A 25,192-nucleotide genomic window follows, 5' to 3' on the forward strand; every position below is an offset into this window, starting at 1 on the left:
AGCGTGGCAATCCCTACTAAAAATCCGCTTTCGAGGATCTGCATCATGTCCATCAATGACAGGCTCACCGAGCACTTGAACCGAGGTTCAGTGGGCTTCCCCACTGCGTTGGCCAGCACCATCGGCCTGATCATGGCAAGTCCGGTGATCCTGACCGCGACGATGGGCTTTGGTATCGGTGGCAGCGCCTTTGCCGTGGCGATGCTGATCGCCGCGGTCATGATGCTGGCCCAGGCGAGCACGTTCGCCGAGGCGGCGTCGATCCTGCCCACTACCGGCTCGGTCTACGACTACATCAACTGCGGCATGGGGCGGTTCTTCGCGATCACCGGCACGCTGTCGGCCTATCTGATCGTGCATGTCTTTGCCGGCACTGCGGAAACCATCCTGGCCGGGGTCATGGCCCTGGTGAACTTCGAACATCTCAACACCCTGGCTGAATCGGCAGGCGGCTCCTGGCTGCTGGGGGTGGGCTTTGTCGTGGTGTTTGGCGTGTTGAACGCGTTCGGCGTCAGTGCCTTTGGCCGTGCTGAGATCATCCTGACATTTGGTATGTGGACCACCCTGATGGTGTTCGGTGTGCTGGGCCTTGTCGCGGCGCCGGCGGTGCAATTGCAGGGGTGGTTTGGTGAGTCCGTGGTCGGCACCGACCTGGTCACGGTGCTGTCGCTGGTGGGCATGGCCATGTTCATGTTCGTCGGTTGCGAGTTCGTCACGCCGCTGGCGCCGGACCTGCGCCGCTCGGCCACGACGATGCCCCGCGCGATGATGCTGGGCCTGTTCGGGGTGGCCAGTTGCATGTTCATTTATGGCGCGGCGATGAAGCGCCAGGTGGAAAACGTCCTGCTCGATGCGGCCACTGGTGTGCACCTGCTGGACACCCCCATGGCGATTCCACGGTTCGCCGAGCAGGTCATGGGGGATATCGGCCCGATGTGGCTGGGGATCGGCTTCCTGTTCGCCGGGGCGGCGACCATCAATACCCTGATGGCCGGGGTGCCGCGGATCCTCTATGGCATGGCGGTGGACGGTGCGTTGCCCAAGGTCTTCACCTATTTGCACCCGCGCTTCAAGACCCCTCTGTTGTGCATCCTGATGGCGATGCTGATTCCTTGCCTGCACGCGCTGTGGCTCGGTGGCAATACCGACAACATCATGCACCTGGTGCTGGCCGCGGTATGCGCCTGGAGCTTTGCCTACCTGCTGGTGACCGTGTCGGTGGTGAGCCTGCGGCTTCGTCGGCCCGACTTGCCTCGGGCTTATCGTTCACCGTTGTTCCCGTTGCCACAGATCCTGTCCAGCGTCGGCATTGTGTTGGGCATGTGGTTCATCACCCCGCCCGGCATGAACCCTGCTGACATCTACGTGCCTTTCGCGGTGATGCTCGGCGGCACTGCGGCGTACGCCCTGTTCTGGACCCTGGTGGTGCAGAAGGTCAATCCATTCACGCCAGCGTCGGTAGAAGACGTGCTGGCCAAGGAGTTCTCCCATGAGCCAGGGCAACCTGTCGACGGGTATATCGACCCTGCGGCAAAAACTGTCTGAGTTGTTCGGTGCCCATCGCGTGCCGGCCGGCTATCGACCCGGCACGACCCTGGAGCACCTGCGACGCAATCTCCGGTTGGCGCGCTTCGAGAGGCTGGCGCCGGCAGCGGCCACCGTGGTCACCGACGACGGTGGCCTGCAGTTGGAGATCGTCGAACGCACCGAGTCGCAATGGCTGATGCACCTGGTGATGACCGAGTTCGTGCTGCGTGTGCCTGCGTCGAGAGCGGGCACGGGACGCTGGGAACTGCACCACAGCGGGGCCATTCGGCGCACGGGCATTCGTTGCCGGCAACACGGTGGGGACGCTGGGCTTTCTACCGTGTTACAGGCGGCGATAGGGAACGACGTTGCGCTCTACCAGGCACTCATGCCGCTGGACTTCAAGCGGTTGCGCATTGACCTGCAAGACGGCCAGTGGAGTGTGCGGCTGGAACACATGGGGGGCAGCGAAGTGGTGAACCGGATGCCGGCTTTTCGTCGATACATTGCGCTGAGCGGTGAGCAGCGCGACGCGTTGCTGGCGACCTTGAGAGGGTTGCAGCGAGTACTCAAGACTGTCTGATTCCGTGGCTCTGTCCTGGCATCAATCCTGCTGCTGTTCTGGCTGTCAGGTACTTGTTGCGTGCATATAGATAACATGTTAACTATTTCCGGACAAAAACAATAAGCCACTGCGGAGAACGTCATGAGCGTGCAACAGATCGGGCAAGACGGACTGGATGCCTGGAACCGTGACCTGCGAGCCACCTGCGGGCATTTCGATACAGAGTTGGCCTTCAATCGCTCGCTGTTTATCGGCCAGGTGTCGAATGTCTGCCGCGGCGGCCTTTCCCTCGCCAACCTGCGCACCAACGCCGGCTCCATCAGGCGCCAGGTGTCCAACCCGGATCATGACGACGATCAGGATTGCTTCCTGGTCAGCCAGCGCAGCGGCTTCTCGCGGATTACCCAGAACGGCCTGAGCATCCAGCTTGCCCCCGGTGAGCTGTTGCTGATGGATTCGGTCGGCTCCCTTGAAATCAATCCGTTCGGTCTGATGGAACACGCCGTGCTGTCGCTGTCTCGCCAGGACGTATCCAGGCAACTGGGCGGGGAAAGGAACACGTTCGGCAAGATTTCCTCAAGCAAGGCCTGCGGGAGAATGCTGCATGTGCTGATGGACCAACTGTGCAAGGACACCCCGGACGGTGAAGGCGCCGTCGGGGAGGGTAAAGCCTTGCAGAGTGCGTTCGTTTCGCTGCTGGGGTCGGCCATGGAGCAGGGCAACGGTCCTGCCGCTGACGGCAGTGCGTTGCAAGGCAGCCACCTGCGCAGCCATGTCCAGAAAGTCATCGACGAATCCCTGGCCCAACCCGGCCTGAGCCCGATGAGCCTGGCCAACCGGCTGAACATTTCGGTGCGTCACCTGTACCGCCTGTTCGAAGAGCAGGACGACAGTGTTTGCCGCTACATCCAGCGCGCTCGGCTCAAGCGCAGCGCCGATGACCTGAGCAACCCGTTCTTGCGGGACGAGTCCATTACCTCGATCGCCTACAAATGGGGCTTCACCGATTCGGCTCACTTCAGCCGCTCGTTCAAGAAGCAGTTCGAGTTGTCGCCAAAGCAGTTTCGTTCCAGCCATTTGCAGCAGGCGCAAGGGGTCGCTTGAGCGGTTGAACCATCGTCATCGCGAGCTTGCTTGTGATGACGATGGTACATCCGCCCTCACCGCAAACTGACTCCCCCTGCATGGACTCAAACCTCTGGCAAGGTCGAGCCGCCGTCCACTACCAGGGTCTGTCCGGTCACATACGAGGCCAGGCGGGAGGCCAGGAACAGCATGGCCCCGGCGATGTCGGTCGGGTTACCCAAGCGTCCCAGGGGGACCCGGCGGGCGATGTCGTCATTGACGTCTTCATCCCCCAGGTTCGCCATTGCCGGCGTTGCGATCATGCCCGGTTCGACACCGTTGACACGGACATTCTCCGCCGCCAGCTCCAGCGCCGCGTTGCGAATGAAACCGTTGACCCCGGCCTTGGACGCGGCATAGTGGCTCAACCCCGGATAGGCGACCCGTGGTCCGGTGACCGAGGACGTTACCAGCACGCAACCCTGGCCCTGGCGCCGGAACATCGGCAGTGCGGCCTGGGTCAGCCAGAACAGCGCCGAGAGGTTGACCGCCAACGTGCGCTCCAGCATCGACGGGGTAATCTGCGCAAACGGTGTCAGCGGGAAATACCCGGCGTTGTGCACCAGGACATCCAGCCGACCCAGGCGTCGCTCCAGCTCGCTCATCATTGCCTGGATCGCCGCCGCGTCGGCCAGGTCGACACCCATGGCGTCTACTTGGCAGCCCTCGTCGGTCAATTCGCTGGCCAAGGCCTCGGCCAGCACCAGGCCCAAGTCGGCGATCACCACGTGGGCGCCGCGCCGGGCAAACGCTTCGACAATGGCCCGGCCGATACCCTGGGCGCCGCCCGTGACCAACACGGTTTGACCGCTGAAATCCAGATCCTCAAGCATTCGTGGCCTCCATTCGACTGAAAGCCAGTGTCGGCACGTCGACGATGCTCGATCCCCCGTCGGCCACCAGCGCCGCGCCGGTGATGATCGAGGCGTCAGGCGAGGCGAGGAAGCGGCAGACCCGGGCGATTTCCTCGGCGCTGGCGGGCCTGCGCAATGGCACATCGGCACAGACCCGGTCATAGGCTTGCTGCAGCGTTTCACCGTGGAACTGCATCAGCCCTTGCATTTCCTCATCGGCCATGGGGGTGCGCACCCAGCCTGGGCAGACCGCATTGACCCGCACCCCGTGCGGGCCGTAATCGCGCGCCAAAGACCGGTTCAGCCCCAGCAAGGCGTGCTTGGCGGTGGTATAGCCGCACACCTGGGGGCCGGCCGCCAATGAAGCGATGGAAGCGATCAGCACAATACTGCCGCCGCGCGCCTGCAACAGCGGCAGGCAGGCGCGGGCGCTGTAGAAGGCGCTGTCGAGGTTGCTGCGCATGGCCGCGTCCCAGGCTGCCGGGCTGGTCTCGGTGGCGCTGCCCAGCCCCATGCCGCCGGCACAAGCCAGCAGTACATCGAGCCGGCCAAAGCGTTCGCGGATCTGTGCGATGAAACCGTCCCAGGTCGCCGGACACGCCGCATCACCCACCAATACCAGCCCGCCAATTTCTTCGGCGAGGGTTTCCAGGGGATCGCGGCGCCGGCCGATCAGCACCAGGTTGGCGCCTTCGGCGGCATACAGGCGGGCGCAGGCGGCACCGATACCGGTGCCCGCGCCAGTGATCACCACGGTGCGTAATTCAGGCATGGGGGTACTCCGTGCGGTTGAGGACTTGGCAATAGGAGGCGACCGGGAAATTGGAGAACGCGTCGAATGTTGCACCGGCATAACCGAATATCTTGCCGTCGCTGCGGTGCTGTTGCAGGTCGATCAGTACCAGGCCCAGGGTTGGAATGATCTTTTCCCGCCACACGAACAGGTACAGCTGCTCGGCGATCTTGTAGGTGTCGCAACGGTCGGTGTCGCACAGGCCTTGTTCCACGCCGTTAAGACATTGCCAGGCATAGAACCGCTCATTGAGGTAAATGTGTTCGTAGACTTCGCTCGGGCTATAGCGATACAGGTTGCGCAGACCCACCAGTTCGGTGGTCGGCGCATGAGGGCACAGGCCAGGCTGCCACGGACGATCGAGGCTGCCGTGCAGGAACTGTGCGTCTACCGATGTCAGGGGCTTGCCGGCCAGGGCTCGGCTATAGAGGCCTTCGTGCGTTTGTGCTGGCTCCGGCATGCGGCCGATCACGGCGGTGAACGCTGCCAGGGTGGTATCGAGCACCAGGCTGACCGAAAGCGTCCGGGCACCTTCGTGTTTGAGGAAATCCACCAGGTACAGGCCAGGGCGTACCGACGTGGCCCGGTAGGTCGCCGTGCCGCTGGCGTGCCCATCGGCGGCATCCCAACTCAAAATGTCCTGTTCGAAGCGATGTTCGATCCGCCAGCCGTTGGCGAAATGTAGGGTGAAGGTCTTGCCGTCCAGGTCGGCCAGGTTCGGCAGGATAAAGGCTTCGGGGGCGAATCCGTCGGCCAGGGCGCCGACGGTGATCCAGTCTGAGGAGGTGTTCATTGCAAGGCTCCGGTGGTTGAAATAGCCACTCGGATCATGCAGTGCCGGGTAACGGCGGCCTATCAACCGGATGGTTGATAAGGCGCAACGGTTAATCAGAGGAACAGCGCGCCGACCAGTTCGGTACGACTGCTTACGCCCACCTTGCGGAACAGGTGGATCAGGTGGGTCTTGATGGTCGGTAGGCCGACGCCCAGCTCGCGGGCCAATTGTTTGTTGCTGACGCCCTGGCGTAGCAGCAAGGCAATCTGGCGCTCCTTGGGCGTCAAGCGGCTCAAGGCGTCTTCATCGGCGGGCCAATGGGCCACGGCCATTTGCAGCAAGGTTTGCAACGCGCTGAGTTGGTTCAATTGCTGGCTCGTGAAGGCGCCTTGCTCGGCGGTGCGCAACAGGGAAATGGCGACTTGGGGCTGGCCATTGCGATGGGCGAAGACTTCCACGACGTCCATCACACCGTAACGCCCCAGGAAGTCGCGATAACGCTGGTTATCACGTTGCGGCTGGCGGGCCATCGCCAGGCCCAGCGGTATCACGGCCAGGTCACTCGATACGCAGTGGCGCGGTTGCAGCGGGTCGAACTGGCGGTAGTGGTCCAGGTAATCGCGGTGCATCTCGCCGCTCATTCCATGCAGGCTGAAATCATGGGCTTGCAAATGCCGATCGACGCAATAGAACGCCGCCCGGCTGACGGGAACGAGCTGGGTGAACGCGTGCAGGCAATGGCGGGCAATATCCTGGGTGGGAATGACGTTCATGGGCGCAACCTCGCAGGAGGGCCGCCGGCGGGGCCGGCAGCCCGGTGCGGTCAGGCTACTGCGAAGTAGTGCTTGACGAAACTTTCGCTGACCACTTCCCACAGTACAGGCGTGCCCTTGGTCACGAACCAGCTGTCGCCGGCCTTGTAGCGAGTGCTCTGGCCGGTGGCTTCGTCGGTGAGCAGCACTTCGCCGGTCACCACGGTGGCCTGTTCGGCGAACGGATAGACCATGCGGAACTTGCCTTGGGTGGTGCCGAAATAGGCGCTGCTGATGGCATCGGTCGGGGCGCCGAAGGTCATCTTGCCGAAGGCTTTGACTTCGCCTTCAAGGATTTGCGAGCCGAGATCGGCAACAGTGCCCCAGGCGTCCAGATCGGACAGCTGGATGTCTTTTTTCAGGGTAATGAGGGACATGGCAGTGACTCCTGATAAGTAAAAATGCGCAAGAGGGGAAATGGCCGTCAGCGCCGGCCGTTCCAGTAACCCGACAGCTGATGCCAGGACTTGCCGGCGGTCAGCAGCAAGGGGCGGATGGCGTCTTTGCCGATGATGGTCGGCCGTCTGATGGAGCTGACCAGGTCGTAGCGCGCCGAACCTTCGCTCATGCCTTCGGCCAGCACCTTGCAGATGATGTGGCTGGGGGTGACGCCGAAGCCTGAGTAGCCCTGGACGAAGAACGCATTGCTGCGACCGGGCAGGGTGCCGATCTGTGGGAACAGGTTCGGGCTGCACGCCATCGGGCCACCCCACGCCAGGTCGATCTTCACATCCTTGAGGTAGGGGAAAATCTTCAGCATCAAGCGCCGGTTCCAGGCCTTGAGGTCCTGGGGGATGTGCTCCACCAAGGGCGTGGCGGCTCCGAACAACAGGCGGTTTTCATTGGTGACCCGGTAGTAGTCGATCACCGGGCGGATGTCGCTGTAGGCGCCGCGAATCGGGCTGATGCGCTGGATCAGTTCGTCCGACAGCGGCTCGGTCATCATCTGGAAAGCGTAGGTGTTTATGGTCGAGCGATGCAGTTCCGGCTCCAGCCTGTTGAGAAAACTGTCGCAGGCCCACAACAGCTTGCTGGCTCTGACCGAACCGCGACCGGTACGTACGGTGATGCGTTCGCCATAACTGACTTCCAGCGCCGGGCTGTTCTCGAAGATCCGTACGCCGTGGCTGACCAGGGCCGTGGCTTCGCCCAGCAACAGGTTCAGCGAATGCACATGCCCGCCGCCCATGTGCAGCAAGGCGCTGCCGTAGGCCTTGGAACCAATGATCTGCTGCACGTCGGAGCCGCCGAGAAAACGGATCTCGTGCTTGCTGTTGATCGACTTGAACTCCTTTTCCCAGGCCCGCAGGGTTTTTTCCTGACGGGCGTTGAAGCCCATGTAGCCGTAGCCGTGGCAGAAGTCGGCATCGATGTTGTACTTGGCGATGCGGTCCTTGATGATGTCCGCGCCCAGGTCGCTGATCTCGAACACCTGGCGCAGGCCGTCCTCGCCCACGTCCTTCTTGATTTTTTCCAGGTCGTGGCCAATGCCGGCCATGATCTGCCCGCCGTTACGTCCGGTGCCGCCGAAGCCCAGGTAACGCGCCTCCAGCACCACGGTATTGGTGATGCCTTTTTCGGCGAGCTCCAAGGCGGTATTGATGCCGGAAAAGCCACCGCCGATCACCACCACGTCGGCTTCCACATCCTGTTCCAGCGTCGGGAAGCTAAGGTTGTATTTCTTGGTCGCCGTGTAATAGGTGGGCGTTTCGATATTGATCATGACGCAACCTGGACAAGTGATAGGAAACTTCGCTGCGGTGCCCTTCGCAGGGCGCAGCATTCGATGGCCCTATTAAGAGCCCAGGCGGGGGTGTTTGTCTTGATCATCCGTGCCGGGGGTTTTGATCGAATGCGCCATGTGCTGATCGCGGGCTCCCTGAAATCCCCAAAAACTGCGACTACACTCGCCTGCTCCTGGCACCTGTTCCGGGTGTCCAATGGTCTGTCGAAAAATAATCGCGTGAGGTTGTCGATTTTCATCTTCGCCATTCGACTAGCCCATAGAGCCGTCCCCATGACGGCTTCATCCATCCACTCAGGGAGATAAGCACATGCGATTTATGGTGATCGTCAAAGCCAGTCCGGAATCGGAAGCCGGGGAAATGCCCAGCGAGGAACTGTTGGCCGCCATGGGTGCCTACAACGAAGAACTGGTCAAGGCGGGGGTGATGCTCGCCGGGGAAGGCCTGCACCCCAGCAGCGAGGGCGTGCGCGTGCGGTTTTCCGGCAAGAGCCGGACCATTGTCGAGGGGCCTTTTGCGCAAACCGGGGAGCTGATTGCCGGTTTCTGGATTTTCAAGGTCCAGTCATTGCAGGAGGCCGTCGACTGGGTCAAGCGCTGTCCGAACCCGATGGTCAGCGACAGTGAAATCGAAATCCGCCAGATCTTCGAACTCGAGGAGTTCGGCGAGAGCTTTACCCCCGAGTTGCGCGAGCAGGAAGAACGCCTGCGGGCGCAGATGTCCGGTCAATCGTGAAACCGCAGACAGGAGACCCCATCATGAGAATCATTCCCTACCTGACCTTCAACGGCCGCTGCAAGGAAGCCTTTGCGTTGTACAAGGAGGTGCTGGGCGGCGAGCTGTTTTCCATGTCCTTTGCCGAGGCGCCCGAGGACGTGGGCATGCCCAAGGACGCGAATCTGATCTTGCATGCCTGCCTGACCGTGGGCGATTTCAGCCTGATGGCTTCCGACTGCCCGCCAGGCCAGCCGTATCACAAGCCGCAAGGTGTGTCGGTGTCGCTCAATGTCGACAGCGTGGCGCAGGCCGAACGGTTGTTCGATGGCTTGAGTGCTGGTGGCAGCGTGCGCATGCCCCTGGCGAAGACCTTCTGGGCGGAACGCTTTGCCATGTTCGAGGACCGTTTCGGGATTGCCTGGATGGTCAATTGCGAAGGGCGCAAATAAGGCGAGCGGCGTCTGGGGCAACGGGTGTGCGTTTGCGCCCGCACCCTGGGCGTTCCTCCAGGGGCCTCCTCTCAATAGACAGGTCCCAGAGTGCCTTGCTATCGTATTCAAAGGTAATACCTATGAATATCAGAGAGGCCAGCATGGCAACGTCAATCAAAATCGATGAGGATTTGAAGCACCGCATCCAGCAGTTGGCGAATGCCCGGCAGCGTTCGGCCCACTGGATCATGCGTGAAGCCCTCTCGCAATATGTTGCACGGGAGGAGGCGCGGGAAAGTTTCAAGCAGGAGGCGCTGGCTTCGTGGAAGGCTTACCAGGAAACGGGCCAGCATTTGACTGGGGCTGAAACCCGGGATTGGCTTAGGAACTGGGGAACCGAGGACGAGTCGGAGCTTCCCGCGTGCCACGACTGATTGTCACAGCGGGTGCGGGCCAAGGGCTGGAGCGTTGCCGTCGTTTCCTGTTGGAAAAAGATCCGCAGGTGACCCGGAGGGCGGCTCAAGCCATTGAGCAGCAGTTGATGCGTTTGGAAACCGATCCCCACATCGGTCGGCCTTTTGCCGAATTACCTGAATTGAGAGAGCTGATTATTACTTTTGGCGACACGGGCTATGTCGCGCTTTATCGTTTTGTTCCTGCGGAAGAAGTCGTTTATGTGTTGGCGTTTCGGCATCAGAGGGAAGCAGGTTACTAAATAGGCTAGGCGGAGCAACGGGTGCGCGTTTCGCCCGCACCCTGGGCGTCAGAAAGGACCTGATTCCAGCAGAACCGACTATCCTTTCGGAACACTGCATTCTTGGCAAAAGGAGACGCCATGCCAGACCATGCCCGCGCCATCGGCCCCTGGCTGTTCAGGGTGGCTACGAGGATGGTTGCCGTTTTTCTCACGACAACTTCCAGTTATGGCCAGGACTTGCCAGCCACGATGGGTGTGGAAAGCGCCTCGGTTACGGTGGCCCAGGCGCAGGAAATGGTTTCCAAAGCCAGCCTCGGTGCCGTTCGCTGGAGCGGTCCTGAATCCGGCCCGCCAGCCCAGCGGGACAAGAGTATCGCGCTGGTCGCGGAGGATTTGCGTAACGGCGGCATTGTCGGTGTCGCCCAAGGCGCTCGGGAGGCCGCCAGCGCGTTGGGCTGGACGCTGAAGATATTCGATGGGGCAGGGTCAGCGGCCGGGCGTGCGAAAGCCTTTGCCGATGCCATGGCAGCCAAGCCCGACGGCCTCATCCTGTGCGGTGCCGATGCCCTGGAGAACAACGAGGCGCTGAAGCGCTTCGCCGACCAGGATGTCCCGGTGGTGGGCTGGCACGCGGGGGCACGCCCCGGGCCCATCGACGGCACCCCGGTCGCCATGAACGTCACCACTGACCCGCTCGAAGTGGCACGCCTCACGGCCATGGCGGCCGTCGCCCAGTCGAAGGGACACGCTGGCGTGGTCATCTTGACCGACTCCAAATACAGCATTGCGATGACGAAAGCCAAGGTCATGGAGGATGTCATCCGCGCCTGTCACGACTGTTCGTTGCTGGAGGTGCGCGATGTCGCCATTTCGGAAAGTAGCGAGAAGATGCCGGTGGTCACCAAGGAACTGCTTCAGCGCTATGGCAAGCGCTGGACCCATACGCTGGCGATCAATGATATCTATTTCGACTACGCCGCTGCCTCATTGACCAGCGCCGCCATACCCAGTGACGGCATCAGCCTGTTGTCTGCCGGTGATGGCAGCACATCGGCATTCTTGCGCATACAGGCAAAAACCTACCAGACCGTGACCGTGGCCGAGCCGCTCAACTTGCATGGCTGGCAAACGATGGATGAACTGAACCGGTTGTTTGCAGGTCAGCCGGTAAGTGGTTTCGTCGCGCCGGTTCACCTGGTCAATGCCGACAATATTGCCTTCAATGGCGGGAAGAAATTCCACTACGACCCTGATAATGGCTATCGAGACATCTATCGCCACCAATGGAATCCCTGACGTTGGACATCTTTTCCCGGCTTGGACGCCAGCTATTGCCTCAATCGCTGCGGGCCCAGTTCACGCTGGCGTTTCTGGCTCTGGCGTTGCTGATCCTGGCGGGGGGAGCCACCGCGGTCTACGCGCTGCGCAGCTCGAACAACGCCACGCGGCAACTCACGGATGAGCGACTGGTCCGCATGCAGGATGGCCAGGACATGGTGCAACGTACCTTGCTGATCGAACGCCAGACCGATCAGCTCCTGACCACCCGTTCCCCCGACACCCTGCGTTCCAGTTTTGCGGCGATCGTCGAACAGCTGGAAGCCCTGGATCAACTGGTGCAGCAACTGACCGCCGCGAACAGTGGCGTGGCAATACTCGACATGCATCAGTCCAGCCAGATGTTCCGCAACACCGTCAACATCGTTGCGCAACTGCGAGAAAGCCTGCTGCAAACCGAGATCATCTTCGACCAGGCCATGGATGCTCACATCGACCAGCTGACTGCGACCCAGACCCGGAACAGCCTGGAACTGGCGGCAGTACTTTTCGAACTGCCGGAGGCGGTTGACGGGGACGATGTGCAACGGTTGCGGACCCGATATGAGCACCTGCGGCGCATCGCAGGCCAACTGCGTGAGGCTGACGTCGAGAAGCCTGATCCATTCTCCCAGCGCCAGGCGCTCATCGAGCAGCACAGCGTCATCCAGCGCTTCAACGAAGAATTGAAGAATGAGACCGGCGTACTGGTGGCCTTGGCCCGTGCCCAATCGAATGCCTACACCGAGGATTATCGCGAAGCCGTGCAGCGCCTGGTCGAGGCCTCGAATCGCAGCCAGCAATGGGTGCTGATCATGTTGGGTGCCAGCCTGATAGTGGCCTGGTTCGTGACCCGGGTCTTCATGGGGCGCCATGTGCTCGTGCGCTTGAATGAAATCAGCCGGCAGTTGCGCCAGGAACACCGGACCGGAACCCATGTGATGATGGTGGACCGGGGGAACGACGAGATCGGCAACATGGCGCGTGCGGTGAACCAGTTCCTCGATGACCGCGTTCAGTTGGAAAAAAGAACGGTTCAATTGAGTATCGCCACGGAACGCCTGGCGATACAGAACACCCGCCTGGAGCAGGAAGCGATCATCCGCGCCGGCCAGGGGCATGTCCTGGAACTGATTGCCAGGAGCACCGAGCTGACGGAAGTCCTCGACAGCCTGGCCCACCTGGTCGAGTCGCAACTGGAAGGCATGATGGTGTCCATCTTGTTGCTGGATGAGGAAGGCAAGCACCTGCTGCACGGGGCTGCGCCCAGTTTGCCGAAAACCTACAGCGAGCTCATCGATGGGATCGAGATCGGTCCGAACGTCGGTTCCTGTGGCACTTCGGCGTATCGGCGAGAACCGGTCATCGTCACGGACATCGAGCAGGATCCGCTGTGGGAGGCGTACCGTTCAATCGCCGCGACCTATGGGCTTCGCGCATGCTGGTCGACACCGATCATGTCCCATGAGCGAAAAGTCCTGGGGACGTTCGCCTTGTATGCCAAGACCGTACGCGGCCCACGTCCCGCCGAGAGGCAACTGATCGACCTGGCGACGCCGCTGGCCGGCATTGCGATAGAGCGCCAATTGACCGAAAAACGCATTCGCTATATGGGCGACCATGACGCCCTGACCGGGCTTCCCAATCGTACGCTACTCGATGATCGCCTCAAGCAGGCGATTCTTTACGCCCAGCGTTACGAGCGGCTGGTGACGGTGGTGTTTCTCGACCTGGACAAATTCAAGCTGGTCAATGACAGCCTCGGCCACAGTGCCGGCGACGAACTGCTGAAAACCGTTGCCCGGCGCTTGCTGGAGAGTGTGCGGCGCACAGACACTGTCGTGCGACTGGGTGGCGACGAGTTCGTGATCGTCCTGTTCGACCAGCCCTCGGACCTTGATGGCGTGACACCCGTCCTGCACAAGATCCAGGAAGCCATCCTGCGACCGATTCACCTCAGCGGCCATACGCTCCACGTCACCTGCAGCATGGGCCTGGCGACATACCCTGGCGACGGCGGCGATACCGACACGTTGCTCAGCAATGCGGACGCGGCCATGTACCGGGCCAAGGAACTGGGTCGTAACAGTTTCCAGTTCTATACCCGCGAGATGAACGACAAGGTCCAGGGCAAGCTCGCCATACAAGATGGGCTTCGCAACGCGCTTAACAATGACGAGTTCCTGTTGTTGTATCAGCCACAGATGGATTTGCAGTCGGGACAGATCATCGGCGTGGAGGCATTGATCCGCTGGCAACACCCTGAGCTTGGCATGGTGTCTCCGAGCAAGTTCATTCCCCAGGCTGAAGAGACCGGTTTGATCGTGCCCATCGGCGACTGGGTGATTCACACCGCGTGCAGGCAAAACAAGGCCTGGCAGGACGCCGGTGGGCCGCCGATCACCATGTCGGTGAATATTTCAGCCCGCCAGTTCATCGAACGGGACCTGATCGATCGGGTCAAGCACGCCTTGCAGGAAACCGGACTGGACCCGATGTACCTTGAGCTGGAACTGACCGAAAGCCTGATTATGCAAGACCTTCAGCAAGCCATCAGAAAAATGAAGGAGCTGCAAGCCATGGGGATCCGTCTCTCGATCGATGACTTCGGCACGGGCTACTCCAGTCTCGCCGCATTGAAGACCTTTCCCATCGCGAGGCTCAAGATCGACCAGTCTTTCGTGCGCGATCTGCCCGACAACGAGAACGACAAGGCCATCGCCACTGCCGTGATTTCGCTGGGTCACAAACTGCACCTCAAGGTCATTGCCGAAGGTGTGGAGACCGAAGAGCAGTTGACCTTCCTCCACGAGAACGGCTGCGATGAGGTCCAGGGGTACTTTTTCAGCAAGGCCGTCAGTGCGCAGGAAATCACTGTGTTGCTGCGTACGCCCAGGTTGCCTCCACCCAAGCGCACTGCGGGCCCAGGGGCCGTCGGGCAAGCACCTGAGGTAAAGCGCCCAGGACGGCCGATGCCCAGGCACTGACGGTTGGGCGGTTCAGCTCATCCCTGCGGAAAAGACAACCCCAACAACCACTCACTGAACGCCACCAGCGACGGCAGGTTCTGGTAGCGATTGGCATACGCCAGGTAGTAGCTCTTGCCGCTTTCCATCGGCTCGAACAGCGCGACCAATGTGCCCGCCTCGATCTCATCCTGCACCAATACGCTCGGCACCAGCCCGATGCCGATGCCGGCGACCACCGCCTGGATGAGGTGGCTCGTCAGTTCGAAGCTGGGGCCTTGGCGCATGAGGCGATGGTCCAGGCCGTTGTGTTCGAACCAGTCGGACCAGGCGTTGGGTCTGGATGCGACATTGAGCAGCGAGTGGCTGGCGGCGATGTCGGCGGGTGTCATGGCGAGGTATTCGGGCAGTGCCGAAGGGCTGGCGATGACCACGAGTTGCTCCGTCAGCAGCTTGTGGGCGATGAACCCCGGCCAGGATCCGGAACCGGCGCAGATGATGGCGTTCATTTCCTCTGCGGCGCTGGCCAGGTCCGCTTGCATGATCCGGGAGTGGACATGCACCACGATGTCCGGGTGCCGGGTGTAGAAGTCACTCATCCTGGGCAGCAGCCACTTCGACCCGAACGTGGGGAGGACGGCCAGGTGTAGCGTGCCTTCCTGGGCGCTGAAGGCGATGGTCTTGAGTGTCGCGCTGCGAATCCGGCCCAGGGCGGCCGAGAGTTCATGCTGGTACAACGCCCCGGCCGCGGTCAGCTCGATACGCCGACCATCGCGGTGGAACAGGTCGACACCGAGCAGCGACTCCAGCGACTGGACCTGCCGGCTGACGGCGCTTTGGGTCAGCAGCAGTTCATCGGCCGCTTTGGTGAAGCTGCCATGTCGCGCTGCGGCCTCAAAAGCCACGAGCACCGACATCGAGGGGGTGAGGCGTCTAGGGTTCATTCATAAACCTCATGCAAACACTGCGTGTTTTACGTTTGTCTTGCGCGCAGCTTCTTTAAACAATAGGGCTCAATGCAGTTTGCCCGCAACGCCGCTCAGGCCTGAGCATACGTTAAGCGAATTGAAAAAAGAATTTAGCCTGCCGGAAAGCCGAATCATGATTGCGCGCCTTAATCCTATAAACGGTCAGACCGATCGATACGAACGCTTCCTGAGCCAATTGGGCGTTGAAGGGTTCAAGGGCGAAATCGCCAGCGACTATGGCTCCAGGACGGTGCTGGCGACCGATAACTCGATCTACCAGCGTCTGCCACAGGCCGCGGTGTTTCCCAAGGATTACGCCGACGTCGAGCTCGTCGCGACTATTGCGGCGCGCCCTGAATACCGTTCGGTGGTCTTGACGCCACGCGGCGGCGGCACCGGCACGAATGGCCAATCGCTGACCGACGGTGTGGTGGTCGACCTGTCGCGGCACCTCAACGCGATACTGGAAATCAACGTTCAAGAGCGTTGGGTTCGCGTCCAGAGCGGCGTCGTCAAAGACCAGTTGAACGCCGCGCTGAAGCCCCACGGCCTGTTCTTCGCGCCGGAACTGTCCACCTCCAACCGGGCCACCGTCGGCGGCATGATCAACACCGACGCCAGCGGGCAGGGCAGTTGCACCTACGGCAAAACGCGTGACCATGTCTTGGCGCTGTCCACCGTGCTGCTGGGCGGGCTCAGGCTCGACAGCCAGGCACTGGATGCCGAGCAGACCGCCGGGCAGGCTTCGCGGCAAGATGGCATCGGCAGCGTCTACCGCTGCGCCCGTGATATTGCGGACGGTCAGGCGCAACTGATCGAGCAGACCTTTCCCAAGCTCAACCGCTGCCTGACCGGCTATGACCTCGCGCATCTGCGTGAACAGGACGGCCGTTTCAATCTCAACAGCCTCCTGTGCGGTTCCGAGGGTTCCCTGGGGTTCATTGTCGAAGCCAGGCTCAACGTGCTGCCGATCCCTCGCCACAGCATCCTGGTCAACGTGCAATACGCCGGTTTCATGGATGCGTTGCGCGATGCCAAGGCGCTGATGGCGCTCAAGCCGTTGTCCATCGAAACGGTGGACTCCAAGGTGCTGATGCTGGCGATGCAGGACATCGTCTGGCATGGCGTTGCCGAGTATTTTCCAGCGGTTCCCGGCCGGCAGACCCTGGGCATCAACCTGATCGAATTCAGCGGCGATGATCTGGAAGACCTGGAGCGGCGCGTCGAGGACTTTATCGAGCACCTGAGGACCGATCAGACCGTGGAGCGCCTGGGTCATACACTGGCCGTCGGCAGCGAGGCGGTGAAGCGCGTCTACACCATGCGTAAACGCTCCGTGGGCTTGCTGGGCAATGTCCAGGGCGAAGCCCGGCCTCAACCCTTTGTCGAGGACACCGCGGTTCCACCGGAAAACCTCGCGGATTTCATCGCCGAGTTTCGTGCGCTGCTCGATGCCAACCACCTGGAGTACGGGATGTTTGGTCACGTCGATGCCGGCGTCCTGCACGTCAGGCCGATCCTGGACATGAAGGATCCCCGGCAGGCCGCGGTGATCCGGCCGATTTCCGACGCGGTGGCGGCGCTCACGCAAAAATATGGCGGATTGCTGTGGGGTGAGCATGGCAAGGGCCTGCGCTCGGAGTACGCCCCGGGTTACTTCGGTGCCCTTTACCCATCGCTCCAGGCGATCAAGGCCGCGTTCGACCCGTTCAATCAGCTCAACCCCGGCAAAATCGCCACGCCGTCGAGCATCGCCGACGCGCAGTTGACCAAGGTCGACGGCGTTCCGTTACGGGGCGAGTTCGATCGGCAGATCAACGAAGGGGTATGGCAAAGCTACCAGGCCGCCGTGCAATGCAACGGTAACGGCGCTTGCTACAACTTCGACCCCGATGACGCGATGTGCCCGTCGTGGAAAGCCACGCGCAACCGCATTCATTCACCCAAGGGCCGAGCTTCGCTGATGCGCGAGTGGCTGCGCCTCCAGGGTGAGCAGGGCGCCGACATCCTCGGTAGCCGTCCTGTCAGTTTCACCGTCGGGGGAATGCTGGCCAAGGTGCGCAACACCCTCGGTAAAAAGCTCGGCGAGAAGGATTTCTCCCACGAGGTTTACGACGCGATGGCCGGTTGCCTGGCGTGCAAGTCTTGCGCTGGGCAATGCCCGGTGAAGGTCAACGTCCCGGATTTCCGGGCGCGGTTCCTCGAGCGCTATCACAGCCGCTACCTGCGACCGCTCAAGGACTATGTGATCGGTTCGCTGGAGTACAGCATCCCCCACATTGCTCGCTTTGCGCGGCTGTACAACGCAATGATGAGCGCCCGGCCGGTGAAGTTCGTGCTCCAGCATGTCGTGGGCATGGTGGACAGCCCGTTGCTGAGCCTGGTGGATTTCCAGCGGGTCTGCGCGACCTGGAACGTGGAAATGGCCACGCCCGAAAAGCTGTCGGCGTTGACTGAGGCGCAACGCCTGCGCAGCGTCGTCATTGTCCAGGATGCGTTTACCCGCTATTTCGAGACACCGGTCGCCGCCGAGTGGATCGAGCTGATCGCTCGGCTGGGCTACACGATCTATCTGGCGCCGTTTTCCCCCAACGGCAAGCCCCTCCAGGTCCAGGGCTTGCTCGGTGCCTTCAAGAAGACCGCGACCCACAGCGCCAAAGGCTTGCGGGCACTCCAGGCGCATGGCGTGCCCCTGGTCGGCCTCGACCCGGCGATGACCCTTGTCTATCGGCAGGAGTACGCCAAGACGTTGGACGCCGACTCCGCGCCTTCCGTCGCACTGGCCCAGGAATGGCTGGTCACGGCACTTCCCGCGCTGCCCAAGCGAGCCGAGCCAGAGGTGTTCCAGTTTCTGCCGCACTGCACCGAACGCACCAACGAGCCCGGCAGCATCGAGCTTTGGAAGAAGGTGTTCGAGGGGTTCGGCTTGAAGTTGCAAGTATTGGCCAGTGGCTGCTGTGGCATGTCCGGCACGTATGGGCATGAAACCCGGAATGTGCAGACGTCGCAGGTCATCTACTCGCAATCCTGGCAGCCGCTGGTGGAGCGCTACCAGGCTGGCGGCAGGCTGGTGGCCGACGGTTACTCCTGCCGTAGCCAAGTCAAACGCCAGGCGGGAGAGGTGGTGTTGCACCCGCTCCAGGCGTTGCTCGGCCAGTTGCGTGAAGCAGGTTTTGCCTCGGCCAGTCCAGCGCAGTGATGCTTCTCATCGCGCACTGAGCGTGTCGCAGGGCCGCCCCCTGCGACATTTTGCGTTCAGCCCCTCAGAACTGCTCGGGTTGCAGCTACGCTAAGGGCACGGCTCAGGCCGCCGTCACCTGCAACATCGGTCCCGCGGTGCCCCTGGACAGCAATACCCGTTCGATGGCGCCGGTCAGCATGTCCTCCAGCAACGCATCCTGTGTGTGCTGCTCCAGGGGCTGGTGCGCCAGCCAGCTGGGTGAGCTGTTGAGCAGGGTGGCGATGGCGTGTCCGACAGCGGCCAGAGCCTGGGACGGCAGGCGCCTGGAGCCACCGAGCATCCGCAACAACTGCCGCTCGTACTGCTCGCGCAAATGCTGGACTTGCCGTTGCTGCTCGACGTTGAGGCAACCGCTATCGCGCTCCACCAGGCGAAAATGCCAGGGCATTTCCCGGTGCAGTTCGAGGTGGGCGCGGATCAACCGTTGCAGGTTGCCGCGCTTGTCCCGAGGCTGCTGTTCAACGCGTCCGAGCGTGGCCAACAGCTCTTCGAAAAACTCCTCGATCAGGTCGGCCAGCAGGTGTTGCTTGCTCGGGTAATGGTGATACAGCGAGCCGGGCGTCAACCCCAGGTAGGCGGCCAGTTCCCGCATGCCGACCTGGCCGAAACCCTTGCTCGCGAACAGCTCCAGGGCCTTGTCCCGGCTCTCGGCGAAGCGCGAGCAACGCTCAGCCATAGGCATGGAAACCTCGTCCCGACTTGCGTCCCAGGTAACCGGCGGCCACCATTTCCTTGAGCAGCGGAGCGGGGCGATATTTGCTGTCGTTGAAGCCTTCGTAGAACGCCTCCAGGATTGCCAGCAAGGTGTCCAGGCCTATCAGGTCGGCCAGGGCCAGCGGCCCGATAGGCTGGTTGCAGCCCAGGCGCATGCCCGCGTCGATGTCTTCGGCGCTGGCCAGGCCTTCTTGGAAGACCAGGATCGCTTCGTTGATCATCGGTACCAGGATGCGATTGACCACGAATCCCGGGCGGTTGCCGGCGGTGATCGCGGTCTTGCCCAACCGTTGGGCCATTTCCAGGGCCAGGGCGTGGGTTTCATCATGGGTCTGCAAGCCGCGAATCACCTCGATCAAGCCCATCACCGGCACCGGGTTGAAAAAGTGCAGGCCGATAAAACGCCCCGGATGACTGACGCCAGCCGCCAGTTGGGTGATCGAGAGGGAGGAGGTGTTGGAGGCGATCACACACTCGCTGCCGACGTGCGTGGCGACCTGCTGCAACAAGCGCTGCTTGAGCGCGAGGTTTTCGGTCGCGGCCTCGATCACCAGTTGGGTATCGGCCAGGCTGGCATAGTCGGTGCTGGTGCGGATCTTATCCAGGGTGCGGTGTTTGTGTTCTTCGCTCAAGGCCTGCTTGGCGATTTGCCGGTCGAGGTTCTTGGCGATGGTGGACAGGGCTTGTTCCAGGGCTTGGGGGGCGATGTCCAACAAGATCACGTCGAAACCGGCCTGCGCGCAGACCTGTGCGATACCGTTGCCCATGGTGCCGGCGCCGATCACGCCAATGGTGTGAAGATGCATGTGGGGTGTTTTCCTTTTTTCGAACGCGTTCCCATTGAACAGCCTGTGGCTTACCCTGGGTGCCGTCTGCTGGAAGGGCTCGACACCTGCTGCGCCGTGCCCCCTTGATGCCGCCAGTCTAGAGTTCGCCATCGGGTGGGCCTATGCCATAACTGTTCAGGGATACTGGCGTTTTTTGCCATTTCAGAATGTGGGAGAACGGGGGTTTATGCGGGAAAAGGATTCGGTCGCGGTCTATTTCGTGCACACCATGACCCATGCGCTGCGGGACCAACCCCAGCGGCTGGCGGCGATACTGGCCGAGGCCGGTATCGACCCGGCGTTGTTGGACAAGCCCGAGGCCCGTGTTCCGGCGAGTGCCTTTGCCGCCTTGTGGCTGATCCAGATTCGCGAACTCCAGGACGAGTTTTTCCAACTGGATTCCCACGGCATGCCGGTCGGTAGTTTTGCGCTGATTTGCCGGGGGCTGATCCAGGAGCCCGACCTGGGCAAGGCCCTGCGCCAGTGCCTGGCCAATTTCGGATTGTTCCTGCGGGATTTTCGCGGCAGCCTCAGTGTGCGCGGCAAACGGGCGGTGATCAGCCTGCAGACACAGGCGAAGGATCCCGAGATCAGCCGTTTTGGCGAGGAAACCTTCCTTGTGCTGATGATCAGCCTGCTGTGTTGGCTGGGTGGCCGGCGTATCCCCATCGATCGCGCAGACTTTCGTCAGTCGCGCCTGTCCCTGAGTGATGATGCGTTGTTGTGGGGACCCAACCTGAGCTTTGGCGCCGGGTACACGGAAATCGAATTTGCCAGCCGCTACCTGCGCTTGCCGGTCGTCCAGGACCTGGCGTCCCTCAAGGTGTTTTTGCGCAGTGCGCCACAATGGCTGGTGATCCGTTTTCGTAACCAGCATGGCCTGGCCACCCAGCTTCACCAGTGCCTGCGCCGCCACCATTACAGTCAGTGGCCCACCCTGGATGCCTTTGCCAGTGACCTGCGGATGAGCCCCAGTACCTTGCGGCGACGCCTGGAGCGCGAGGGATGTTCCTTCCAGGAAATCAAGGACGAGGTCCGTCGTGGCCTGGCCGTCGAGCTGTTGCGCCAGACCGGCAGCAGCATCAGTGACATCGCCGAACAGACCGGTTTCCAGGAGCCCAGCGCCTTCCATCGCGCCTTCAAGAAATGGACCGGTGAAAGCCCAGGTCGCTATCGGGCGCGTTTCCAGTCCTCAGGGGATTAGGCTCTGTGCGAAACGTCGCGCAGGCTCTATTCGCGATACCCCTTGTTCGCCGGTGCAAGTTCGGGAAATTCAACTTGCAGAGCCTTGTTGCCCCTGGCAATGAGTTTCGTTACGGCCAGGGTGATGTTTATCCGCACCGTCCCGTCCGAGATGCAATACATGGCCCAGGCTTGCTCGGGCGTGCAGTGAACGATCTGTTCCTCGATCTCCTTGTAGGCTTTGTATTCGTCAGACTCGCAGTGATAGGGGCAATGATCCTGATGCATGTCGTTATCCTTCCCTGGAACCTCTATGAAGAGACTTGAACTGGCCGATGGGTCGGGACTGTCGCTGTTCTTTATGGAAGTACCAGTGACAGTCCAGCCAGGTCAGGTCCCACTCTTGACTTTGGTCCAGACGCGGGTGCGGATGCGTTCCAACTTCAACGGCAACGGCTCAAGTGGAACCAATGTGGCGAGGGTCTTTTTGTCCGGATAGATCCAGGGATTGTCGCGCAGTTTGCGTTCGACAAACTCAGCGGCATCTTTGTTGGCGTTGGGGTACAGCGTGTGGTTGGAACTCTTGGCGATAATTTCCGGCCGCAACATGTAATTGATGAACGCCATGCCTTCCTTGGGGTGGGGCGCGTCTTTCAATAGCACCAGGTTTTCCGACCAGACCAGCGCGCCCTCGCGAGGAAGGCTGTAGGCAATCTTGCGGCCCGTGTTGTTTTTTTCGTTGATTGCTTGCGCCGCCAGTGCACCATTTGCCCAACCGACCACTGCGCAAATATTGCCATCGGCCAGGTCAGCGTCGATTCGGGAGGAGTCGAAGTAGAGGACGTAGGGGCGGATTTTCAACAGCAAGGCCTGGGCCTTGCGGTAATCGTCCGGGTTCTTGCTGTTGCTCGGGAGTCCGAGGTAATGCAAAGCAATCGAAATGATCTCGCTGGGAGAGTCGAGCATTGCCACGCCGCATGACTTGAGTTTGCTGATGTTCTCTTCTTTGAAGATCAGGTCCCAGCTGTCGACCGGAGCATTGTCACCCAATGCCGCCTTGACTTTGTCCACGTCATAACCGATGCCGGTAGTGCCCCACAGATAGGGCACGGCGTAGCGATTACCCGGGTCGTTGACGGCCACCTGGGCCAGGATGTCAGGATCGATGTGCGAGAGGTTGCTCAGTTGCGTACGATCGAGCGGCTGAAGCACGCCCGCCTTGATCAGGCTCGGCAGTACATTGGAAGTGGCGACGACCACGTCATAGCCCGTGCGCCCGGCCATCACTTTGCTCTGCATGATCTCGGCGCTGTCGAACGGATCCATCTGGAGGCGGGTGCCGGTTTCCTGCTCGAACTCTTTCGGTGTTTGCGGTGCGAGGAACTCGAACCAGTTGTAGAGGTGCACTGCGGGCTCTACAGCCGCCACCGTGGTGCTGATGCCCATACAAAGAAGTGACGCAGAAAAAATACGGCGCAAATGCGACTTGTTCATATAACGGTCCTTGTTCAAGTCGACAGTCTTCATGGCTGTCGTAACCTCGGGAAGCGAATATACCGGGCATTGACGAATAGTAAATACCTACGAATACTTATCCGCGCCCGATGAGTCCCTAACCCTAAAGGGGTAGAAAATGCCGCTCGACCTTCATAGCCTGGCTTGGCATCGATCGATTGGAAAATTGATCATGCAGTTGAATCGCCCGGAGTTCTGGAGTTCATTGATACGTGTATTGAATGAGTATGTGCAGATCGATAATTGGGTCGTGCTGATCTTTTGCAATAGTCAGGTACAAGTTGTGAGTCTTCCGGAAGTGGCGGATACGGAAGAAGTGGATGCGTTCATTCATCGCTATGTAAAAGGGCTCTATGTGCTCGACCCGTTTTATATTGCGGATCGGGAAAATCCCCAGAGTGGGTTCTTTCATCTGTTGGATGTTGCCCCGGAACATTTCCTGGAGACTGAGTATTACCATCAATACTTCGAGCAGTTCATCTCTGTGGATGAGGCGCAATACAATATTCGGCTCGATGCCGAAAGAACCTTATGCATTTCGTTTGGCAGCGGCGTGCGTTTTAGCCAGGAACAAATTACCACCCTGGATATCATCAAGCCCTGGGTCACCGCATTGATGCACCAGCGCATGGGTTTCGAGGTGGACCTGACAAAGAACACGAGCGAGCCAACGCCTCGGCCCGAAACGATTTTTTCGCTGGGTACGCAAATAACGACACGTGAGAAAGATGTGCTCAAGTTGTTGCTCAGTGGCTTCTCCAACAAAGAGATCGCCGGCAAGCTTTCCCTGTCGGCAGAAACCATCAAGGTTCATCGGCGCAACATCTACGGCAAATTGAACATCCGCTCCCAGTCCGAGCTGTTCGCTCGCTTTTTCATGCCCAGGCAGGATGTGTCTCCGGTCGATTGACCGCAAGGATTATTACCCGCTCACCTTGCGCGGGTGACTGATGGAACAGGCCGTTGTTTCGTGTGATGAAGTGATCGCACACCCCGGCGTCTATTATTTTTTGGGGTAAAGCCCCGTCGAGGCCGATGTGGATCGAAACCGTGATCGTCGTAACAACCTTTCCCTGGATGGCCTGAATTTTTTCCTCGCCGATGTGCGCGACGGGTTGGGTCCGTACCTGGCGATCTACCTGCTGGCGGTGCATCGCTGGGACCCGGCCAGCATTGGCGTGGTGATGACCGTGGCAGCGATGGCCGGCCTCGTTGCGCAGGCACCCGCCGGTGCGCTGATCGACCGGGTGCGCAGCAAGCGCGCCGTGGTGGCCGTGGCGGCCTTGCTGGTGACGCTGGGGTGCCTGGTGCTGCCGTTCACTTCTTCGTTCGGATGGGTGGCGTTGGCCCAGGCGACCGGTGCTGTGGCGGCATCGGTGTTCGCACCGGCCATCGCGGCGATTTCCCTGGGCATTACCGGTGCCAAGGCCTTTACGCGGCGCACCGGACGCAACGAAACCTTCAACCATGCGGGCAATGCTTGCGCCGCGCTGCTGGCGGGAGGGTTCGCCTGGTTGTTCGGTCCCATCGCCGTGTTCTACCTGATGGCCGCGATGGCACTGGCCAGCATCGTGGCGGTCAGTTGCGTATCTGCCGGGGCGATCGACCATGATGTGGCCCGGGGCCTGGAACTCGGTCAGCGAGTCCAGGGCAAGGCGCCGTCGGCGCTGCGGGTGTTGCTGGATAACCGCACGCTGTTGTTATTCGCCGTGTGCTGCGGGCTTTTCCACCTGGCGAATGCCGCGATGCTACCGCTGGTCAGCCAGAAGCTCGCCCAAGCCAATACGCACCTGGCCACGCCGCTGACGTCGGCCTGCATCGTTGCGGCGCAACTGGTCATGGTGCCCATGGCGTGGCTGGTTGGCGTCAAGGCCGATGCCTGGGGACGCAAGCCGCTGTTGCTGGCCGGCTTCCTGATCCTGCCGATTCGAGGTGTGTTGTATGTGCTCTCCGATGATCTCTATTGGCTGGTGGCGGTGCAGTTGCTGGACGGTGTCGGTGCCGGTCTGTTCGGCGCGTTGTTCCCTTTGGTGGTCAAGGACCTGACCCAGGGCACCGGGCGTTTCAATGTCAGCCTCGGGGTGCTGTCGACAGTGTTCGGGTTAGGCGCCGCGTTGAGCAACGGCCTGGCCGGTTTCGTCGTGCAAGGGGCGGGCTACAATGCTGCGTTCCTGACGCTGGCGGCGATTGCAACGGCGGCCTTTGGCCTGTTGCTGGCGATGCCGGAGACTGTTACGCCACGCCGTGCTCCGCAGGTCGACGCGCTTGCTGTACCTGACGGCAGGGTCGCTTGAAGTCCATGTTGCTCGTCCTATCAAGTTCGATTCAGTGAAGTTCAAAATCCTCTTGTCTATCGAATACTTGATCCTGGTCAATGCAATTAAAAATAGTTGCCTCATAACCCGGATAAATGCAAAACAG

Annotated in this window: 24 protein-coding genes; 13 read left to right on the forward strand and 11 right to left on the reverse strand. The window is 60.9% G+C overall.

What is annotated here, in order from left to right; translation table 11 throughout:
- Positions 1–45: 45 nt before the first annotated feature.
- The 3 genes from N4Q37_RS14435 (at position 46) to feaR (ending at position 3,196) form a co-directional block, all read left to right on the forward strand.
- Positions 46–1,545, forward strand: a complete 1,500-nt coding sequence (locus N4Q37_RS14435; protein ID WP_260958679.1) for an APC family permease — start codon at positions 46–48, stop codon at positions 1,543–1,545.
- Positions 1,490–2,110, forward strand: coding sequence for a DUF3156 family protein (locus N4Q37_RS14440; protein WP_260958680.1), 621 nt, complete (start codon positions 1,490–1,492; stop codon positions 2,108–2,110). Before N4Q37_RS14435 ends, N4Q37_RS14440 begins: the two co-directional genes overlap by 56 nt.
- Positions 2,111–2,233: 123 nt before the next feature.
- Positions 2,234–3,196 carry a transcriptional regulator FeaR gene (gene feaR, locus N4Q37_RS14445; protein ID WP_260958681.1) on the forward strand — a complete coding sequence of 321 codons (963 nt, stop codon included), beginning with the start codon at positions 2,234–2,236 and terminating at the stop codon, positions 3,194–3,196.
- Between the two features lie 86 nt (positions 3,197–3,282).
- Here feaR and N4Q37_RS14450 read toward each other — a convergent pair whose 3' ends face one another.
- The 6 genes from N4Q37_RS14450 to N4Q37_RS14475 all read right to left on the reverse strand — a co-directional run bounded on the left by N4Q37_RS14450 (position 3,283) and on the right by N4Q37_RS14475 (position 8,174).
- Positions 3,283–4,050, reverse strand: coding sequence for an SDR family oxidoreductase (locus tag N4Q37_RS14450; protein WP_260958682.1), 768 nt, complete (start codon positions 4,048–4,050; stop codon positions 3,283–3,285).
- Positions 4,043–4,843, reverse strand: a complete 801-nt coding sequence (locus N4Q37_RS14455) for an SDR family NAD(P)-dependent oxidoreductase (protein WP_260958683.1) — start codon at positions 4,841–4,843, stop codon at positions 4,043–4,045. The genes N4Q37_RS14450 and N4Q37_RS14455 overlap by 8 nt, the downstream gene beginning before the upstream one ends.
- Positions 4,836–5,657: a molybdenum cofactor biosynthesis F family protein gene (locus tag N4Q37_RS14460; RefSeq protein WP_260958684.1), complete on the reverse strand. Its 822-nt coding sequence runs from the start codon at positions 5,655–5,657 to the stop codon at positions 4,836–4,838. The genes N4Q37_RS14455 and N4Q37_RS14460 overlap by 8 nt, the downstream gene beginning before the upstream one ends.
- A 95-nt stretch (positions 5,658–5,752) precedes the next feature.
- On the reverse strand, positions 5,753–6,412 hold the full coding sequence (locus tag N4Q37_RS14465; protein WP_260958685.1) for a response regulator transcription factor: 660 nt from the start codon (positions 6,410–6,412) through the stop codon (positions 5,753–5,755).
- A gap of 50 nt (positions 6,413–6,462) precedes the next feature.
- Positions 6,463–6,828, reverse strand: coding sequence for a cupin domain-containing protein (locus N4Q37_RS14470; protein WP_260958686.1), 366 nt, complete (start codon positions 6,826–6,828; stop codon positions 6,463–6,465).
- 47 nt (positions 6,829–6,875) lie between these two features.
- Positions 6,876–8,174 (reverse strand): NAD(P)/FAD-dependent oxidoreductase, encoded by a 1,299-nt coding sequence (locus N4Q37_RS14475; protein ID WP_260958687.1) that lies wholly within the window; start codon positions 8,172–8,174, stop codon positions 6,876–6,878.
- Positions 8,175–8,505: 331 nt separating this feature from the next.
- On the opposite strand from N4Q37_RS14475, the gene N4Q37_RS14480 reads away from it, so the two are divergent.
- The 6 genes from N4Q37_RS14480 (at position 8,506) to N4Q37_RS14505 (ending at position 14,345) form a co-directional block, all read left to right on the forward strand.
- Complete coding sequence (locus N4Q37_RS14480) at positions 8,506–8,931, forward strand: YciI family protein (RefSeq protein WP_260958688.1); 426 nt, start codon at positions 8,506–8,508, stop codon at positions 8,929–8,931.
- 23 nt (positions 8,932–8,954) lie between these two features.
- Entirely contained in the window at positions 8,955–9,362 is a 408-nt protein-coding gene (locus tag N4Q37_RS14485) for a VOC family protein (protein WP_260958689.1), read from the forward strand.
- A 143-nt stretch (positions 9,363–9,505) separates the two neighbouring features.
- Positions 9,506–9,778, forward strand: coding sequence for a CopG family ribbon-helix-helix protein (locus N4Q37_RS14490; protein ID WP_260958748.1), 273 nt, complete (start codon positions 9,506–9,508; stop codon positions 9,776–9,778).
- Positions 9,766–10,059, forward strand: a complete 294-nt coding sequence (locus N4Q37_RS14495) for a type II toxin-antitoxin system RelE/ParE family toxin (protein WP_260958690.1) — start codon at positions 9,766–9,768, stop codon at positions 10,057–10,059. Before N4Q37_RS14490 ends, N4Q37_RS14495 begins: the two co-directional genes overlap by 13 nt.
- Positions 10,060–10,290: 231 nt before the next feature.
- Positions 10,291–11,337 carry a substrate-binding domain-containing protein gene (locus tag N4Q37_RS14500; RefSeq protein WP_260958749.1) on the forward strand — a complete coding sequence of 349 codons (1,047 nt, stop codon included), beginning with the start codon at positions 10,291–10,293 and terminating at the stop codon, positions 11,335–11,337.
- Complete coding sequence (locus N4Q37_RS14505; RefSeq protein WP_260958691.1) at positions 11,325–14,345, forward strand: EAL domain-containing protein; 3,021 nt, start codon at positions 11,325–11,327, stop codon at positions 14,343–14,345. Before N4Q37_RS14500 ends, N4Q37_RS14505 begins: the two co-directional genes overlap by 13 nt.
- Positions 14,346–14,362: 17 nt before the next feature.
- On the opposite strand, the gene N4Q37_RS14510 is transcribed toward N4Q37_RS14505, so the two are convergent.
- Positions 14,363–15,268: a LysR substrate-binding domain-containing protein gene (locus N4Q37_RS14510; protein WP_260958692.1), complete on the reverse strand. Its 906-nt coding sequence runs from the start codon at positions 15,266–15,268 to the stop codon at positions 14,363–14,365.
- Between the two features lie 157 nt (positions 15,269–15,425).
- Here N4Q37_RS14510 and ydiJ point away from each other — a divergent pair, with 157 nt between their 5' ends.
- A complete protein-coding gene (gene ydiJ / locus N4Q37_RS14515) occupies positions 15,426–18,491 on the forward strand; it encodes a D-2-hydroxyglutarate dehydrogenase YdiJ (RefSeq protein WP_260958693.1) in 3,066 nt (1,021 codons plus the stop codon).
- 103 nt (positions 18,492–18,594) lie between these two features.
- On the opposite strand, the gene N4Q37_RS14520 is transcribed toward ydiJ, so the two are convergent.
- A complete protein-coding gene (locus tag N4Q37_RS14520) occupies positions 18,595–19,215 on the reverse strand; it encodes a TetR/AcrR family transcriptional regulator (RefSeq protein WP_260958694.1) in 621 nt (206 codons plus the stop codon).
- Positions 19,202–20,053, reverse strand: coding sequence for a 3-hydroxybutyryl-CoA dehydrogenase (locus tag N4Q37_RS14525; protein WP_260958695.1), 852 nt, complete (start codon positions 20,051–20,053; stop codon positions 19,202–19,204). The genes N4Q37_RS14520 and N4Q37_RS14525 overlap by 14 nt, the downstream gene beginning before the upstream one ends.
- Before the next feature lie 208 nt (positions 20,054–20,261).
- Here N4Q37_RS14525 and N4Q37_RS14530 point away from each other — a divergent pair, with 208 nt between their 5' ends.
- Positions 20,262–21,278, forward strand: a complete 1,017-nt coding sequence (locus tag N4Q37_RS14530; protein WP_260958696.1) for an AraC family transcriptional regulator — start codon at positions 20,262–20,264, stop codon at positions 21,276–21,278.
- A 26-nt stretch (positions 21,279–21,304) separates the two neighbouring features.
- Here the strand turns inward: N4Q37_RS14530 and N4Q37_RS14535 are convergent, their stop codons facing one another.
- Positions 21,305–21,544, reverse strand: a complete 240-nt coding sequence (locus tag N4Q37_RS14535; RefSeq protein WP_260958697.1) for a hypothetical protein — start codon at positions 21,542–21,544, stop codon at positions 21,305–21,307.
- 102 nt (positions 21,545–21,646) lie between these two features.
- Positions 21,647–22,750, reverse strand: coding sequence for a polyamine ABC transporter substrate-binding protein (locus tag N4Q37_RS14540; protein ID WP_260958698.1), 1,104 nt, complete (start codon positions 22,748–22,750; stop codon positions 21,647–21,649).
- 139 nt (positions 22,751–22,889) lie between these two features.
- Here N4Q37_RS14540 and N4Q37_RS14545 point away from each other — a divergent pair, with 139 nt between their 5' ends.
- On the forward strand, positions 22,890–23,681 hold the full coding sequence (locus tag N4Q37_RS14545; protein ID WP_260958699.1) for a helix-turn-helix transcriptional regulator: 792 nt from the start codon (positions 22,890–22,892) through the stop codon (positions 23,679–23,681).
- A gap of 127 nt (positions 23,682–23,808) precedes the next feature.
- Positions 23,809–25,065, forward strand: coding sequence for an MFS transporter (locus tag N4Q37_RS14550; protein ID WP_260958700.1), 1,257 nt, complete (start codon positions 23,809–23,811; stop codon positions 25,063–25,065).
- Positions 25,066–25,192 lie beyond the last annotated feature (127 nt).

The organism is Pseudomonas citri (assembly GCF_025336485.1).
In the GTDB taxonomy this organism is placed as follows: Bacteria; Pseudomonadota; Gammaproteobacteria; order Pseudomonadales; family Pseudomonadaceae; genus Aquipseudomonas; species Aquipseudomonas citri.

Coding starts and splice junctions, on each gene's coding strand:
- N4Q37_RS14435 (WP_260958679.1), top strand. CDS start 46: ATGTCCATCAATGACAGGCTCACCGAGCACTTGAACCGAGGTTCAGTG.
- N4Q37_RS14440 (WP_260958680.1), top strand. CDS start 1,490: ATGAGCCAGGGCAACCTGTCGACGGGTATATCGACCCTGCGGCAAAAA.
- feaR (WP_260958681.1), top strand. CDS start 2,234: ATGAGCGTGCAACAGATCGGGCAAGACGGACTGGATGCCTGGAACCGT.
- N4Q37_RS14450 (WP_260958682.1), bottom strand. CDS start 4,050: ATGCTTGAGGATCTGGATTTCAGCGGTCAAACCGTGTTGGTCACGGGC.
- N4Q37_RS14455 (WP_260958683.1), bottom strand. CDS start 4,843: ATGCCTGAATTACGCACCGTGGTGATCACTGGCGCGGGCACCGGTATC.
- N4Q37_RS14460 (WP_260958684.1), bottom strand. CDS start 5,657: ATGAACACCTCCTCAGACTGGATCACCGTCGGCGCCCTGGCCGACGGA.
- N4Q37_RS14465 (WP_260958685.1), bottom strand. CDS start 6,412: ATGAACGTCATTCCCACCCAGGATATTGCCCGCCATTGCCTGCACGCG.
- N4Q37_RS14470 (WP_260958686.1), bottom strand. CDS start 6,828: ATGTCCCTCATTACCCTGAAAAAAGACATCCAGCTGTCCGATCTGGAC.
- N4Q37_RS14475 (WP_260958687.1), bottom strand. CDS start 8,174: ATGATCAATATCGAAACGCCCACCTATTACACGGCGACCAAGAAATAC.
- N4Q37_RS14480 (WP_260958688.1), top strand. CDS start 8,506: ATGCGATTTATGGTGATCGTCAAAGCCAGTCCGGAATCGGAAGCCGGG.
- N4Q37_RS14485 (WP_260958689.1), top strand. CDS start 8,955: ATGAGAATCATTCCCTACCTGACCTTCAACGGCCGCTGCAAGGAAGCC.
- N4Q37_RS14490 (WP_260958748.1), top strand. CDS start 9,506: ATGGCAACGTCAATCAAAATCGATGAGGATTTGAAGCACCGCATCCAG.
- N4Q37_RS14500 (WP_260958749.1), top strand. CDS start 10,291: ATGGGTGTGGAAAGCGCCTCGGTTACGGTGGCCCAGGCGCAGGAAATG.
- N4Q37_RS14505 (WP_260958691.1), top strand. CDS start 11,325: ATGGAATCCCTGACGTTGGACATCTTTTCCCGGCTTGGACGCCAGCTA.
- N4Q37_RS14510 (WP_260958692.1), bottom strand. CDS start 15,268: ATGAACCCTAGACGCCTCACCCCCTCGATGTCGGTGCTCGTGGCTTTT.
- ydiJ (WP_260958693.1), top strand. CDS start 15,426: ATGATTGCGCGCCTTAATCCTATAAACGGTCAGACCGATCGATACGAA.
- N4Q37_RS14520 (WP_260958694.1), bottom strand. CDS start 19,215: ATGCCTATGGCTGAGCGTTGCTCGCGCTTCGCCGAGAGCCGGGACAAG.
- N4Q37_RS14525 (WP_260958695.1), bottom strand. CDS start 20,053: ATGCATCTTCACACCATTGGCGTGATCGGCGCCGGCACCATGGGCAAC.
- N4Q37_RS14530 (WP_260958696.1), top strand. CDS start 20,262: ATGCGGGAAAAGGATTCGGTCGCGGTCTATTTCGTGCACACCATGACC.
- N4Q37_RS14535 (WP_260958697.1), bottom strand. CDS start 21,544: ATGCATCAGGATCATTGCCCCTATCACTGCGAGTCTGACGAATACAAA.
- N4Q37_RS14540 (WP_260958698.1), bottom strand. CDS start 22,750: ATGAACAAGTCGCATTTGCGCCGTATTTTTTCTGCGTCACTTCTTTGT.
- N4Q37_RS14545 (WP_260958699.1), top strand. CDS start 22,890: ATGCCGCTCGACCTTCATAGCCTGGCTTGGCATCGATCGATTGGAAAA.